The sequence below is a fragment of the Streptomyces lycii genome (assembly GCF_009735685.1).
GTDB lineage: Bacteria > Actinomycetota > Actinomycetes > Streptomycetales > Streptomycetaceae > Streptomyces > Streptomyces lycii.
The window spans coordinates 1-14,490 of sequence record NZ_WHPN01000375.1; the positions used below are offsets into that span (position 1 = coordinate 1).

Sequence of the window (14,490 nt, forward strand, 5' to 3'; positions counted from 1 at the left end):
GACTCCCGCCAGCCGCGCGGTCAGCGCACGGGTGATGACGTCCACGCAGGCGTGCTGGAGCAGCAGGGCCTCCTCCAGGGGCACCCGGCGCGCGGCGTGGACCGCGCCGCGGGCCCGGAACCCCGGGGTGTGCTCGGCGGCGGGCACATCACCGGAGAGCACACCGAGCCAGAGGGTGATGTCGTCGCTGACCGTCCGCAGGTCCGGACAGACGGCAGCCGCGTGGCCGTCCGGACCGGCCGTGCCTCCCGTGGCGTCGGCGGCGGGCTCGGTCAGGACGTGCTGCGCCAGATCCGGGGCACGGGCGGCCAGGTCGCGGGCGGCCGGTGCCAGCAGCGGCGGACGGCAGATGTCGGAAGGGAAAGCACTGAGGGGCGTTTCGAGCGTCACAATCACCACTCCTTTTCGGGAGGTTCGAAATGGCGGGACGACAGGTCGAACGGGATTCCGGTTTCATCCGGGCCGCTTGATCCAGCATGGCTGGTGCCGGAATGCACAACAAGCGACACAGTGCACAAATAACCGGTCCGTGGTGGACGGGTGATGCGACAGTATGCCCGGCGTCTTTGCCAATATTGGCCTGCCGTTCGGAATGCCCCGAACGTTTTCCCGATGCTGCTCCGGGTGGCGAGGAACGGCTCGCTGCGCCCGGAAGAACCGGCATACGTCGCGGCCTGCGCACCGTCCCTGTGTGCGGGTTCACCGGGAGCGGAGGGGGCCGGACAGTGCCGGAACACCGGAACACCGGCAACACGCGAAATACGCGGAACACGCAGAACGCCCTGAACACTGGAACATGCAGGACGTCCGGAACAGATGGATCGTCCGATGTGCCCACCGGACGGGAGCGGGGCCGGGGCGGTTTCCGCGCCGCCCCGCGGTCGTGCGGAGCCCGGACCCCGAACACCCGACGCTGTAAGAGGCGGAGCCGTGGCGGAAGAAGCACGCCCCCCGAAACGCCGAAACGCCGAAACGCCGAAACCCCGAGACCTCCCTCAAAACCTCGGAGGCGGGATATCGCGCCACCCCGCACAGGAAAAGCGAGCGGAGTGGCCCACACCGCCGAACATCCCTGGCGGCCTTTCCGGCAAGTGCCGTTCCGTGGAGGCAGTGCACGGATCCCAGTCGTGCACCGCATCCACCGAAGGAAAGGGAATCCCCATGGGAAACGCCCGCCGAACGCTGGCCGCCTCGGCCGCATCCGCGTTCCTCGCCATCGGCGCCCTCGCGGCGTCCGCGGCTCCCGTCGCGGCCGACATCGGCCCCGGCCCGAGCACGTACGAGAAGAAGACCGGCTCCGGTCCCGAGGCCTGCCCCGAGGACCGCTACTGCCTCTACGACGAGCCGCACTTCAACCGGGCGAAGCCCACCGCCACCATCTGGGTCTACAAGGGCACCCAGAGGAACCTGCACAGCGCCGAGAGCGGTGCCGGCGGTGACCAGGCCCAGTCGATCTACAACAACACCGACGACACGATCAGCGTCTACCGGGACTGGCTGTACTCGACCACCCAGTGCCTGCTGCTCCCGCCGTTCTCGGTGCACTCCGACCTGAGCATGTACTACATCGAGAACGCGATCAGCTCCACCTCCACCCTCCCCGCGCTCCAGTGCCGCAACTGACGCGGGTGCCGCAGCCGACCCGTCCCCGAGCCCGAGCCCGAGCCAACGGAACAGGAGAACTCCCCATGCCCAGCACTCCCAGCCGGCTGAGGCTGGCCGCCGCGGCGGCCGCCGCGCTCGCCGCCACCGCGTTCCTCCCCGGCACCGCCGCCGCAGCCGAACCGCCGAACGAGACGAAGCGCGGCGCGGGCCTGACGGCCTGCCCGGTCGACGCGACCTGCCTGTACGAGTTCGAGAGGTTCAACCTCGACGAACCGCGCGGCGGCGCGATCTGGGCCTACTACGGGTCCGTGTTCGAGATCGACTGGACCGCCAACGACAAGGCCCAGTCCGTCTTCAACAACACCAACAACGCCGTCCACCTCTACGACAACGGGAACTTCGGGGGCCGCTGCGCCGACCTCCAGGCGTACAGCAGCGAGCCCCGGCTGACCGAGCTGGTGCTCAACAAGCGGATCTCCTCGATCGCCACCCGGGAGCAGCTCGCCTGCGCCCCCAGCCGCCAGACCTGACGGCACGGGCATGTCCCGGGGCGCCCCCGTCCGCAGCGACGGGGGCGCCCTCACGTGCTCCGGAGCCCGGTCCGGGCGCCGGGGGTCCGGACCGGACGCCCGGCCCGGCCGGGGGTGTTCCGGCTCGGGTCTCGTGCCCCGGGCTCCGGTCTCGTGGGGCCACGACCTTGTGGGGGCACGACCTCGTGGGACACGACCTCGTGGGGCTCCGGCCTGGTGCCCCACGGCTCCGGGTCCGGCTTCGGCTACGGCTCCGGGTCCGGTCCCCGGCTCGGGCCGGGAAGGCTACGGCCCGGCCGTGTCCGGCGTTCATAATCCGAAGACTCGAGACAACGGAGGACACATGAGCGTCAAGGACGGCTACCTGGGCGCCGCGGAGCGGGCGGTGGAGCTGCTGGAGGCTCCGGAAGTCGCCGCGGCCTGGGAGCGGCCCAGCGCGCTGGAGGAGATGACGGTCGGCGGCCTGGCCGGGCACCTCGCCCAGCAGTTGTTCATCGTCGGCTCCGCGCTGCAGGTCTGTGCCGACCCCGGCCTCCGGGAGTCCGGGCCGGCAGTGGTGCCGATCGCGCTGCTGGACCACTACGCCCGGGCCGCGTGGATCGACGCACCGCTCGACGGGGAGGTCAACGCCGGCATTCGCGCGAAGAGCGAGGAGATCGCGGCCGAGGGGGCTCCGGCGCTGGCGGAGCTGGCCCGCACCGTGTTCGCCGGGCAGCGGGCCCGGCTCGCGGAGTGTTCGGGCGACCAGGCCGTGCTGCTGCCGCACACGGGGTGGGCGCTGCGTCTCGACGACCTCCTGGTCACCCGGATGATGGAGATCGCCGTGCACCGGGACGATCTCGCCGTCAGCGTGGGGCTGGAGGTCGAGGAACTTCCGGAGGCCGCGTTCGACCCGGTGCTGGTGCTGCTGGCCCGGCTCGCCGCCCGGCGGCACGGCCAGGCCGCGCTGCTGCGGGCCCTGGCCCGGGCGGAACGGGCACCCGGCGCGATCAACGCGCTCTGACGGCCCGCGGCTGCCGTCCCGTCACCGCACCCGCCAGGCGCGGACGAGATCGTCCGGGCCCCAGTGCGCCGCGAGCGGCAGGCCGTCCGTGACCCCGCTCCGCGAGACGGCCACCAGTGGCGTGTCGGGGGAGGTGCCCGGCACCGCGAGCATGTCGCGGACCAGGGCGTCGTACTCCCGGCGGCCGAACGGCTGGTTCTCCAGCCACTTCACCGAGCCGACGAAGTGCACCCCGCCGGCGACGGGTTCGCGGTCCGCGCCGATGAGGTCGATCTCGGGGTTGTTCTGCCGGTTCCACCACCCGCCGACCGCTTCCGTCGCGGGCCACTCGTCGTCCGGCAGCATCCGCAGCAGAGCCTCGCGCACGACCGGCTCCACCGCGCGTCCACGCCAGGCCGTCCACGACCGTTCGATGCGCCGCATCGCCACGTCACCGCGGCCGCGTTCGACGAGCGGGATCGCACGAGCCAGGAAGGCCAGCCAGAAGCGCAGATACGGATCCGCGACCCGGTAGCGCTTGTTCTTGGTGTCGGGCCTGGTCGACAACGGGAGATCGGTGGCGACGACGCGCTTGGACAGCAGCGTGTTCAGTATCGGTGAGAGAGTGCCCGAGGCCAGCGGGGTGGCGCCGCCGGCCCGCTGAGCGATGGCGGAGAAGGAGCGCTCGCCGCTGCCGACGGCTTCGAGCACGGCCCGCGACTGCGAGGCTTCCGGAAACTCGCCCAGCAACGACAGTTCGCCCGCCACCAGCAGCGGCGACAGCGGATTGTCCAGTGCCTCCGCCAGGAACTCCGCACGGGACAGGCCGGGCCGCCACGTCTGCACCAGCTCGGGGAAACCGCCGGTGATGAGCAGCGCATCCACCGCTTCCGCCGCGCTCAGCCCGGTCATGGCCTGTACGTCGGCCAGATGCAGCGGCCGGACCGTCATCTTCGCCGCCCGGCCGAAGAACGGCCGCCCGTACGTCTGCAGCGATTCCATCACCGACATGTCGCTGCCGACGAGCACCAGCAGGACGGGCTTGGCCGACAGATACCGGTCCCAGACCGTCTGCAGCGCTCCCTCGAACTCCCTGTCCTGCTCCACCAGCCACGGGACCTCGTCGATGACGGCGATGCTCGGCGCGTCGTCGGGGACGGCGATCGCCAGGGAACGCAGCGCCTGATTCCAGTCCGGCGCCGGGGCACCGGCCACGAGGTCCGCCCCCGCAAGCGCGGACTGGGCCAGTGTGCTGGTGAAGTCCTCGCGCTCGGCCGTCGGGTTGCGTCCTCGCGTGGCCTGGAACACCGTGTACGGCAGCCCCGAGCGGTCACAGAACTCCTGCATCAGCCGGGACTTTCCCACGCGTCGGCGCCCGGTGATGATCACCGCTCGCCCGCGTGTGCCGCCCTCGCCGGCGGTGACCGTCCGCAGCTGGCCGTCGAGCGTGGCAAGATCCGCTGCCCTGCCTGTGAATTCCACACCGCACCGCCAGTCGGGTCGCATAATGTAAGAATCAATCTTACGTAGATTGATTCTTACACAGTCTGTCTCGACTTGTGAGGTGGCCGATCCGTGCCGCCCGGTTGTGCCCGGCAGTCGCCCACGACCTGCCCGGCCCCGTACACGGCCGGAGGGCCGCCACCCGTGGAGACGGGTGGCGGCCCTCCGGTACGTGGCTGGGGGAGCGGCAGGACGCGGGGTACCCCGCGTCCTGCGGGAGCAGCCCGCTCGCCGGTGCGTCTGAGCCGTCGCGTCAGAGGACGCGCACCGCGCCCGTCGGCGGGTCCCAGTCCAGGGTCTGCTCGACGACACCGGTGCTGGAGTTCTGCGCACCGATGAACTTGCCGTCGCCGATGTAGACGCCGACGTGGTACGCGCTGCCCGCGCTGCCCCAGTAGAGCAGGTCGCCGGGCTGGAGGGCGTCGAGCGACACCGAGGTGCCGGCGGTCGACTGGGCGCCGGAGACACGCGGCAGGTCCACGCCGACCGTGCGGAACGCGGCCTGGGTGAGGCCGGAGCAGTCGTACGCGGAGGGGCCGGTGGCGCCGCTGACGTACGCCTTGCCGACCTGCGCCTTGAGGAAGGAGACGAGGGTGGCGGCGCTGCCGGTCGCGGAGGAGCCCGCGGACGAGACGGCGTCGGAGGCCGCGCCGAGCGTGGTGCGCTCGCTGGAACGGGAGGCGCGCTCCTCGGCGGCCTGCTCGGCCGCGGCCTTGCGGGCCGCCTCGGCCTTGCGCTCGGCCTCGGCCTTCGCCTTGCGCTCGGCCTTCTCCTTGGCGTCCGCGGCGGCCTTCTCGGCCGCCTCGGACGTGCGCTGCTGCTGGTCCTTGAGCTCGAAGTCCAGCGCCGCCTGCTGGGTGGCGGCGGTCGACCGGGTGGCCTCCTGCGCCAACGAGGCGGTGATCGTGGGCATTTCCACGGTCTCGGTGGCGGGCTTCTCGGCGGTGGCCGAGGCGGTGGACGCGCCCGTCACGGCAAGAGTGCTGAGGACGCCACCGGCAACTCCGGAACGCAGCGCCCAAGCAGAGGCGTTGCGCCGGGGTTTCCGGTGGCTGGGTATGTGAGCGGTATGGGACATGTTTCCCTGGCTATCAGGGCGCCGGTGCCCTCTTCAACAAAAGTGCGATGCGCCACAGTTGACGCGTACGCGACGTGAATTGGCCTTTATCGATCTTGCGGCGCGGAATTCCGCCCCGGCTGACGGAAGGCCAAGTCGGGCATGAGCACAGCATTTCGCTGATTCGTCCGTTTTGCTCGCGGCTTACCACCGGGTTCACCGCTTGGCCAAGCAACGCATATCAGGAGGGTCACGGCGCGTGGGATAGCTCACTGATGAGGCCTCCGGCGGCGGGTGATCACCTCTGCGTGGTAGTGCGAATTCGCCCCGCTCCGCCGGGTGAAGGCGTGTGAATCGGTGCACGCACCGACGATCTTGGTCCGGGAAAGGCATTCCCCGGGCTCCCGCCCCACCCGGCCGCCCCTCCCCGGTCACTCTCCGCGTGCTCTCCGCACGCTCCCCGTGCGCGCTTCCGGCCGTCAGCGGGCGGCCGCGGGGCCGCCGCCGGACCGTGTCCCCTTCTCTGTACGCGCGGGGGTGGCGCGCGTTTATCACGACCGGTACGTCCATCGCCAATTTGTTTGCAAGCGACAGCCTTTGATACTGGGGGACCGCTTCGACCTGCGGTGATGCCGCCGGATGTCACGTTTCGTGACCGGGGTGACGCGGCTCGTACGAGCGCGCCGTCCGCTCACACGCGGCGGTTCCGTGCCGGGTGGTAAAGATCACAAAGCCGTTGTGGTACCCCGTGTCGCAGATCACAGAGGGGGAGGCATAGGATGCAGGCGGCTCGGGCTTGTGAACTGCCTCACATAAACACGATCTTCGTGTCTTCGAGGCGGTGAACGGCGCGGTCCGTCCCCCCGCCCCCACGGCGGGGAACCCAGCAGTCACCCGTCGACTGGAAGGAGCGAGGAGCGTGAACGCCTATGCGCCCGTCCTCGTGCTCGGCGCCCTCGGGGCGGGCTTCGCGATCTTCTCCGTGGTCATGGCTTCGATCGTCGGCCCGAAGCGCTACAACCGGGCCAAGCTCGAGGCGTACGAATGCGGAATCGAGCCGACCCCGCAGCCGGCCGGCGGCGGGCGATTTCCGATCAAGTACTACCTGACGGCGATGCTCTTCATCATCTTCGATATCGAGATCGTCTTCCTCTATCCCTGGGCGGTCTCCTTCGACGCGCTGGGGATTTTCGGGCTCGTCGAGATGCTGCTCTTCGTGCTCACCGTCTTCGTCGCCTACGCCTATGTCTGGCGGCGCGGCGGACTGGATTGGGACTAGAGGAGAGCGAGGAGTCAAGCCATGGGTATCGAAGAAAAACTTCCGAGCGGCTTTCTGCTGACGACCGTCGAACAGGCCGCGGGCTGGGTCCGCAAGTCCTCGATGTTCCCGGCCACCTTCGGCCTCGCCTGCTGCGCCATCGAGATGATGACCACCGGTGCCGGGCGCTACGACCTCGCCCGCTTCGGCATGGAGGTCTTCCGCGGCTCCCCGCGCCAGGCCGACCTGATGATCGTCGCCGGCCGGGTGAGCCAGAAGATGGCCCCGGTGCTGCGCCAGGTCTACGACCAGATGCCGAACCCCAAGTGGGTCATCTCCATGGGCGTCTGCGCCTCCAGCGGCGGCATGTTCAACAACTACGCGATCGTGCAGGGCGTCGACCACATCGTCCCCGTCGACATCTACCTGCCCGGCTGCCCGCCCCGTCCCGAGATGCTCCTGGACGCGATCCTCAAGCTCCACGAGAAGGTCCAGGGCGAGAAGCTCGGCGTCAACCGCGAGCAGGCGGCCCGCGAAGCGGAGGAAGCGGCGATGAAGGCGCTCCCGACGATCGAGATGAAGGGTCTGCTCCGGTGAGCGACAAGAACCACGCGAACGGGGCGGCCCCCGACGGCGTCAACCCCGACCAGGACCTCAACGCGCAGAACCTCCCCGGCCAGCGCGGCGACCACGGCGAGGTCATCGGCGTCCGGCGCGGCATGTTCGGCGCCGACTCCGGCGGCGACACCTCCGGTTACGGCCGCCTGGTGCGCACCGTGCGGCTGCCCGGCGCGAGCAGCCGGCCGTACGGCGGCCCGCCCGGCCGCGAGCCGTACTTCGACGAGGTGGCCGACGAACTCGAGGGCGCCCTGGAGGAGCAGGACCTCCTCCCGGAGAACGCCATCGAGAAGACGGTCGTCGACCGCGGGGACCTCACCTTCCACATCGCCCGCGAGCACCTGGTCCGCGTCGCGAGGACGCTCCGCGACGACCCGGCGCTCCGCTTCGAGCTGTGCACCGGTGTCAGTGCCGTGCACTTCCCCGGCGACAAGGGCCGCGAGCTGCACGCCGTCTACCACCTGCGGTCGATCACCCACAACCGGCTGGTCAGGCTGGAGGTGACCGCGCCGGACAGCGACCCGCACATCCCGTCGCTGGTCGAGGTCTACCCGACCAACGACTGGCACGAGCGCGAGGCGTACGACTTCTTCGGCCTGATCTTCGACGGCCACCCCGCGCTCACGCGGATCATGATGCCCGACGACTGGCAGGGCTTCCCGCAGCGCAAGGACTACCCGCTCGGCGGCATCCCCGTCGAGTACAAGGGCGCCCAGATCCCGGCTCCCGACCAGCGGAGGTCGTACCACTGATGAGCACTTCGCAAGCGCCGCACGCCTCGCAGGCCGAAGAGCGCGAGACCACCGAAGGCAAGGTCTACACCGTCACCGGCGGGGACTGGGACGAGGTCGCCCAGGCGGCGGCCCAGGCCGACGACGAGCGCATCATCGTCAACATGGGCCCGCAGCACCCGTCCACGCACGGCGTGCTCCGGCTCATCCTGGAGATCGACGGCGAGACGGTCACCGAGGCCCGCTGCGGCATCGGCTATCTGCACACCGGCATCGAGAAGAACCTCGAATACCGGACCTGGACGCAGGGCACGACCTTCGTCACGCGCATGGACTACCTCACGCCGTTCTTCAACGAGACGGCGTACTGCATGGCCGTGGAGAAACTGCTCGGCATCCAGGACGACGTACCGGACCGGGCGAACGTCATCCGGGTGCTCATGATGGAGCTCAACCGGATCTCCTCGCACCTGGTGGCGCTCGCCACCGGCGGCATGGAGCTGGGCGCGACCACCATCATGATCTACGGGTTCCGCGACCGGGAGCTGGTGCTGGACCTGTACGAGCTGATCACCGGCCTGCGGATGAACCACGCGTACATCCGCCCCGGCGGCCTCGCCCAGGACCTGCCGCCCGGCGCGGTCGACGCGGTCCGCGCGTTCGTGAAGACGATGCGCAAGAACCTGCCGGAGTACGACGCGCTCGCCACCGGCAACCCGATCTTCAAGGCCCGCCTGAAGGACGTCGGCCACCTCGACCTCGCCGGATGCATGGCCCTCGGCGCCACCGGCCCGGTGCTCCGCTCCGCCGGCCTGCCGCACGACCTGCGCAAGTCCGATCCGTACTGCGGCTACGAGAACTACGACTTCGAGGTCGCCACCGCCGACAGCTGCGACTCCTACGGGCGCTTCCTGATCCGGCTGGAGGAGATGCGGCAGAGCCTGCGCATCGTCGAGCAGTGCCTCGACCGGCTGGAGCCCGGACCGGTCATGGTCGGCGACAAGAAGATCGCCTGGCCCGCGCAGCTCGCGCTCGGCCCGGACGGGCTCGGCAACTCCCTCGACCACATCAAGAAGATCATGGGCACCTCCATGGAGGCGCTCATCCACCACTTCAAGCTGGTCACCGAGGGCTTCCGGGTCCCGCCCGGCCAGACGTACGCGGCGGTGGAATCCCCGAAGGGGGAGCTGGGCGTGCACGCGGTCAGCGACGGCGGCACCCGCCCCTACCGGGTCCACTTCCGGGACCCCTCCTTCACCAATCTCCAGGCCATGGCGGCGATGTGCGAGGGCGGCCAGGTGGCCGACGTCATCGTCGCCGTCGCATCCCTCGACCCCGTGATGGGAGGCGTCGACCGGTGACCACATCAGCGAACCGAGAAGTCGCCCTGGGCATCCCGGAGATGCCCGCGCCCGACTACCCGGCCGAGGTCCGGGCCCGGCTCGAGACGGACGCGAAGGAGGTGATCGCCCGCTACCCCGACAGCCGGTCCGCGCTGCTGCCGCTGCTCCACCTCGTCCAGTCCGAGGAAGGCCACGTCACGCGCACCGGCATCCGGTTCTGCGCCGAGATGCTCGGCCTGACCACCGCCGAGGTCACCGCGGTCTGCACCTTCTATACGATGTACCGCCGCAAGCCGTCCGGCGACTACCAGGTCGGTGTCTGCACCAACACCCTGTGCGCCGTCATGGGCGGGGACGCCATCTTCGACTCCCTCAAAGAGCACCTGGGCGTCGGCAACCAGGAGACCACCGGCGACGGCAAGGTCACCCTGGAGCACATCGAGTGCAACGCGGCCTGCGACTACGCCCCCGTGGTGATGGTCAACTGGGAGTTCTTCGACAACCAGACGGTCGAGTCCGCCAAGGCCCTCGTCGACGACCTGCGGGCGGGCCGCCCCGTCGAGCCGACCCGCGGCGCCCCGCTCTGCACGTACAAGGAGACGGCCAGGATCCTCGCCGGGTTCCCCGACGAGCGGCCCGGAGCGGTCGAGGCGAGCGGCAGCGCCGGTCCCGCCTCGCTCATCGGGCTCCGCATGGCCAAGGGAGAGGCCGAACCGGCCAAGGTCGTACCGCCCCGCGGCGAGAGCTATCCGACCGGCGAGGAGCGGGACACCCACCCCAGCTCCCACGACGCGCCGCAGAAGACCGCGGCGTCCGACCCCCAGCACCCGACCGGACCGGTGTCCGAGGAGGGTGAGTGATGACCGTGACCACCTCCGTGGAAAAGAACGGCGACGCCGCAGGCCCCGAGAAGCTGCTCGCCCCGGTGCTCTCCGCGCACTGGGACGAACCGCGCTCCTGGACGCTGGAGTCCTACCGGCGGCACGACGGCTACAAGGGCCTGCGCAAGGCCCTCGCCATGGACCCCGACGACGTCATCGCGTACGTCAAGGAGGCCGGCCTGCGCGGCCGCGGCGGCGCGGGCTTCCCCACCGGCATGAAGTGGCAGTTCATCCCGCAGGGCGACGGCAAGCCGCACTACCTCGTCGTCAACGCCGACGAGTCCGAGCCCGGCACCTGCAAGGACATCCCGCTCCTCTTCGCCAACCCGCACTCGCTCATCGAGGGCATCGCGATCGCCTGCCACGCGATCCGCTCCGCCCACGCCTTCATCTATCTGCGCGGCGAGACCGTCCCGGTGCTCCGCCGGCTCCACGAGGCGGTGCGCGAGGCGCGCGAGGCGGGCCTGGTCGGGCCCGACGCGCTCGGCCCCGGCAAGCCGCTGGAGATCACCGTGCACGCGGGCGCCGGAGCGTACATCTGCGGTGAGGAGACGGCGCTGCTCGACTCCCTCGAAGGACGCCGCGGCCAGCCCCGGCTGCGGCCGCCCTTCCCCGCGGTCGCGGGCCTCTACGCCTGCCCGACCGTGGTGAACAACGTCGAGTCCATCGCCTCGGTGCCCGCGATCATGCACCGCGGCAAGGAGTGGTTCCGCTCCATGGGCAGCGAGAAGTCCCCCGGCTTCACGCTCTACTCGCTCTCCGGCCATGTCGTGAACCCCGGCCAGTACGAGGCGCCGCTCGGCATCACGCTGCGCCAGCTCCTCGACATGAGCGGCGGCATCCGCCCCGGCCACCGGCTGAAGTTCTGGACGCCCGGCGGCTCCTCCACCCCGATGTTCACCGACGAGCACCTCGACGTACCCCTCGACTACGAGGGCGTCGGCGCCGCCGGCTCCATGCTCGGCACCAAGGCGCTCCAGTGCTTCGACGAGACCACCTGCGTGGTCCGCGCCGTCACCCGCTGGACGGAGTTCTACGCCCACGAGTCCTGCGGCAAGTGCACCCCCTGCCGCGAGGGCACGTACTGGCTGGTCCAGCTGCTCCGCGACATCGAGGACGGCAAGGGCGTCATGACCGACCTCGACAAGCTGAACGACATCGCCGACAACATCAACGGCAAGTCGTTCTGCGCGCTCGGCGACGGCGCAGCCAGCCCGATCTTCTCCTCGCTCAAGTACTTCCGCGAGGAGTACGAGGAGCACATCACCGGCCGGGGCTGCCCGTTCGACCCGGCGAAGTCCACCCTCTGGGCCGACGACCCGAAGACCGCTCACCTGGAGGTGAAGGCATGACAGTCACCGCTAGTGCGCCCTCCGGGGGCGGTGAGGCCGCGGTGCCGCCCGAGGACCTCGTCTCGCTCACCATCGACGGCATCGAGATCAGCGTCCCCAAGGGCACCCTGGTCATCCGCGCCGCCGAGCTGCTGGGCATCGAGATCCCGCGGTTCTGCGACCACCCGCTGCTCGACCCGGTCGGCGCCTGCCGGCAGTGCATCGTCGAGGTCGAGGGCCAGCGCAAGCCCATGGCCTCCTGCACGATCACCTGCACCGACGGGATGGTGGTCAAGACCCAGCTCACCTCCCCCGTCGCGGAGAAGTCCCAGCGCGGCGTGATGGAGCTGCTGCTCATCAACCACCCGCTGGACTGCCCGGTCTGCGACAAGGGCGGCGAGTGCCCGCTGCAGAACCAGGCGATGAGCGCCGGGCAGGCCGACACCCGCTTCGAGGGACAGAAGCGGACCTTCGCCAAGCCCGTCCCGATCTCCACCCAGGTACTGCTGGACCGCGAGCGCTGCGTGCTCTGCGCCCGCTGCACCCGCTTCTCCAACCAGATCGCGGGCGACCCGATGATCGAGCTGCTGGAGCGGGGCGCGCTCCAGCAGGTGGGCACCGGCGAGGACGCGCCGTTCCAGTCGTACTTCTCCGGCAACACCATCCAGATCTGCCCGGTCGGCGCGCTCACCTCCGCCGCGTACCGCTTCCGCTCCCGGCCGTTCGACCTGGTGTCCTCGCCGAGCGTCTGCGAGCACTGCGCGGGCGGCTGCGCCACCCGCACGGACCACCGGCGCGGCAAGGTCATGCGGCGCCTCGCCTCCGACGACCCCGAGGTCAACGAGGAGTGGCTGTGCGACAAGGGCCGCTTCGCCTTCCGCTACGCCCAGCGCCCTGACCGGCTCACCCACCCGCTGCTCCGCAACGCCGAGAGCGGTGAGCTGGAGCCCGTGAGCTGGCCGGAGGCCCTGGAGGCGGCGGCGAGGGGACTCGCCGCGGCCCGCGGCCGCACCGGCGTGCTGACCGGTGGCCGGCTCACCTTCGAGGACGCCTACGCCTACGCCAAGTTCGCGCGGCTCACCCTGGACACCAACGACGTCGACTTCCGGGCCCGCGTGCACAGCGCGGAGGAGGCCGGCTTCCTCGCCGCCCGGGTCGCCGGGCGCGGACTGGACCTGGACGGCACCGGCGTCAGCAACACGCTGCTGGAGAAGGCCCCCGCGGTGCTGCTCGCCGGGTTCGAGGCCGAGGAGGAGGCGCCCGGCGTCTTCCTGCGGCTCCGCAAGGGCATGCGCAAGCACGGGCTGCGGACCTTCGCGCTGGCGAGCCACGCCACCCGCGGTCTGCTGAAGACGGGCGGCACGCTGCTGCCCGCCGCCCCCGGCACCGAGGCCGAGTGGCTGGACGCGCTCGCGGGCGGTGTCGGCCTGGAGGGCGACGGGGTCACGGCGGCCGAGGCGCTGCGCGCCGACGGTGCGCTGATCGTCGTCGGCGAGCGGCTGGCCGCCTCGCCCGGCGCCCTGGCCGCCGCCGTACGGGCCGCCACCGCCACCGGCGCCCGGCTGGTGTGGATCCCGCGCCGCGCGGGCGAGCGCGGCGCGATCGAGGCGGGCGCGCTGCCCGGGCTGCTGCCCGGCGGCCGGCCCGCCACCGACCCGCGGGCCCGCGAGGAGATCGCCTCCGTCTGGGGTGTCTCCGCCGCCGGGCTGCCGCACCGGCTCGGCCGCGACACCGCGGAGATCGTCGAGGCCGCCGCGACCGGTGAGCTGGGCGCGCTGCTCGTCGGCGGTGTCGAGGTCGCGGACCTGCCCGACCCGGCCGCCGCCCGGCGGGCGCTGGACGAGGTCGGCTTCCTCGTCAGCCTGGAACTGCGGCCCTCCGAGGTCACCGAGCGGGCCGACGTGGTGCTGCCGGTCGCCGCGGTCGCGGAGAAGTCCGGCACCTTCCTCAACTGGGAGGGCCGCTCCCGGCCGTTCGAGGCCGCGCTCAAGCCGGACCAGATGACCCGCCGGCACGTCATGGCGGACTCCCGGGTGCTGCACATGCTCGCCGAGGCCGTCGCGGACCACCGCGAGGGCGACCGCGAGCACGGCCGCGACGGGTACGCGGGAGCGGCCGCGGGACGGATCTCGCTGCCCGACCTCAAGGCCGTACGCCGTGAGCTGGACCGGATCGGCGGCTGGGCGGGCGCCGTGCCCGCCGCGCCCGGCGAGGCCGGCTGGACGCAGCCGCCGGGCGCACCCGCCCCGGCCACGCCCCGCGCCGCGAAGGGCGAGGCGGTGCTCGCCGGGCACCGGCTGCTGCTGGACCGGGGACGGCTCCAGGACGGCGACGAGGCGCTGGCCGGCACCCGGCATCCGGCCGTCGCCCGGCTCTCCGCCGCCACGGCCGCCGAGGCCGGGGTCGCGGACGGCGAGCCGCTGCGGGTCTCCGGTCCGCGGGGCGCGGTGGAACTGCCGCTCCTGGTCACCCCGATGCCGGACCGGGTGGTCTGGCTGCCGCTCAACTCGACCGGCGGCGGGGTGTTCGACGACACCGGCGCCCGCCCGGGCGAGCTGGTCCGGATCGGCGCGGGTGAGGGCACCGCCGGCGCCCGGGACGCCGGCACCGACGTACAGGAGGCGCGCTCGTGAGTCACATCCCGCTGCCGG

The 14,490-nt window shown here is 71.3% G+C and carries 13 protein-coding genes; 10 read left to right on the forward strand and 3 right to left on the reverse strand.

All coding sequences use genetic code 11. The annotated features are described in order from the left end of the window. A partial coding sequence (locus tag GCU69_RS25500) for a hypothetical protein (protein WP_156207289.1) occupies positions 1-390 on the reverse strand: 390 nt, incomplete at its 3' end. Between the two features lie 771 nt (positions 391-1,161). Here GCU69_RS25500 and GCU69_RS32810 point away from each other — a divergent pair. From GCU69_RS32810 to GCU69_RS25515, 3 genes are all read left to right on the forward strand, one after another. Next, positions 1,162-1,623: a peptidase inhibitor family I36 protein gene (locus tag GCU69_RS32810; RefSeq protein WP_098753392.1), complete on the forward strand. Its 462-nt coding sequence runs from the start codon at positions 1,162-1,164 to the stop codon at positions 1,621-1,623. 65 nt (positions 1,624-1,688) lie between these two features. Further along, a complete protein-coding gene (locus GCU69_RS25510; protein ID WP_098753393.1) occupies positions 1,689-2,135 on the forward strand; it encodes a peptidase inhibitor family I36 protein in 447 nt (148 codons plus the stop codon). A gap of 343 nt (positions 2,136-2,478) precedes the next feature. Continuing rightward, the gene (locus GCU69_RS25515) at positions 2,479-3,138 is read left to right on the forward strand and encodes a maleylpyruvate isomerase N-terminal domain-containing protein (protein WP_098753394.1); all 660 of its coding nucleotides are present in this window, start codon (positions 2,479-2,481) and stop codon (positions 3,136-3,138) included. 21 nt (positions 3,139-3,159) lie between these two features. Here the strand turns inward: GCU69_RS25515 and GCU69_RS25520 are convergent, their stop codons facing one another. After that, positions 3,160-4,623 carry an ATP-binding protein gene (locus GCU69_RS25520; RefSeq protein ID WP_170315930.1) on the reverse strand — a complete coding sequence of 488 codons (1,464 nt, stop codon included), beginning with the start codon at positions 4,621-4,623 and terminating at the stop codon, positions 3,160-3,162. A gap of 250 nt (positions 4,624-4,873) precedes the next feature. Next, positions 4,874-5,698 (reverse strand): C40 family peptidase, encoded by an 825-nt coding sequence (locus GCU69_RS25525; RefSeq protein WP_156207291.1) that lies wholly within the window; start codon positions 5,696-5,698, stop codon positions 4,874-4,876. 898 nt (positions 5,699-6,596) lie between these two features. Here GCU69_RS25525 and GCU69_RS25530 point away from each other — a divergent pair. Genes GCU69_RS25530 through GCU69_RS25560 form a run of 7 tightly spaced genes read left to right on the forward strand, consistent with a single transcriptional unit; the run spans position 6,597 to position 14,472 of the window. Then, complete coding sequence (locus GCU69_RS25530; RefSeq protein WP_098753397.1) at positions 6,597-6,956, forward strand: NADH-quinone oxidoreductase subunit A; 360 nt, start codon at positions 6,597-6,599, stop codon at positions 6,954-6,956. A gap of 21 nt (positions 6,957-6,977) precedes the next feature. Then, positions 6,978-7,532 (forward strand): NuoB/complex I 20 kDa subunit family protein, encoded by a 555-nt coding sequence (locus GCU69_RS25535; protein ID WP_098753398.1) that lies wholly within the window; start codon positions 6,978-6,980, stop codon positions 7,530-7,532. Next, on the forward strand, positions 7,529-8,305 hold the full coding sequence (locus GCU69_RS25540) for an NADH-quinone oxidoreductase subunit C (RefSeq protein WP_098753399.1): 777 nt from the start codon (positions 7,529-7,531) through the stop codon (positions 8,303-8,305). The genes GCU69_RS25535 and GCU69_RS25540 overlap by 4 nt, the downstream gene beginning before the upstream one ends. Next, complete coding sequence (locus GCU69_RS25545; protein ID WP_156207292.1) at positions 8,305-9,645, forward strand: NADH-quinone oxidoreductase subunit D; 1,341 nt, start codon at positions 8,305-8,307, stop codon at positions 9,643-9,645. Before GCU69_RS25540 ends, GCU69_RS25545 begins: the two co-directional genes overlap by 1 nt. A 41-nt stretch (positions 9,646-9,686) precedes the next feature. After that, positions 9,687-10,487: an NADH-quinone oxidoreductase subunit NuoE gene (gene nuoE, locus GCU69_RS25550; protein ID WP_098753401.1), complete on the forward strand. Its 801-nt coding sequence runs from the start codon at positions 9,687-9,689 to the stop codon at positions 10,485-10,487. Continuing rightward, positions 10,487-11,860 carry an NADH-quinone oxidoreductase subunit NuoF gene (gene nuoF / locus GCU69_RS25555; RefSeq protein WP_156207293.1) on the forward strand — a complete coding sequence of 458 codons (1,374 nt, stop codon included), beginning with the start codon at positions 10,487-10,489 and terminating at the stop codon, positions 11,858-11,860. The genes nuoE and nuoF overlap by 1 nt, the downstream gene beginning before the upstream one ends. Further along, on the forward strand, positions 11,857-14,472 hold the full coding sequence (locus GCU69_RS25560; RefSeq protein ID WP_156207294.1) for an NADH-quinone oxidoreductase subunit G: 2,616 nt from the start codon (positions 11,857-11,859) through the stop codon (positions 14,470-14,472). The genes nuoF and GCU69_RS25560 overlap by 4 nt, the downstream gene beginning before the upstream one ends. Positions 14,473-14,490: the final 18 nt, after the last annotated feature.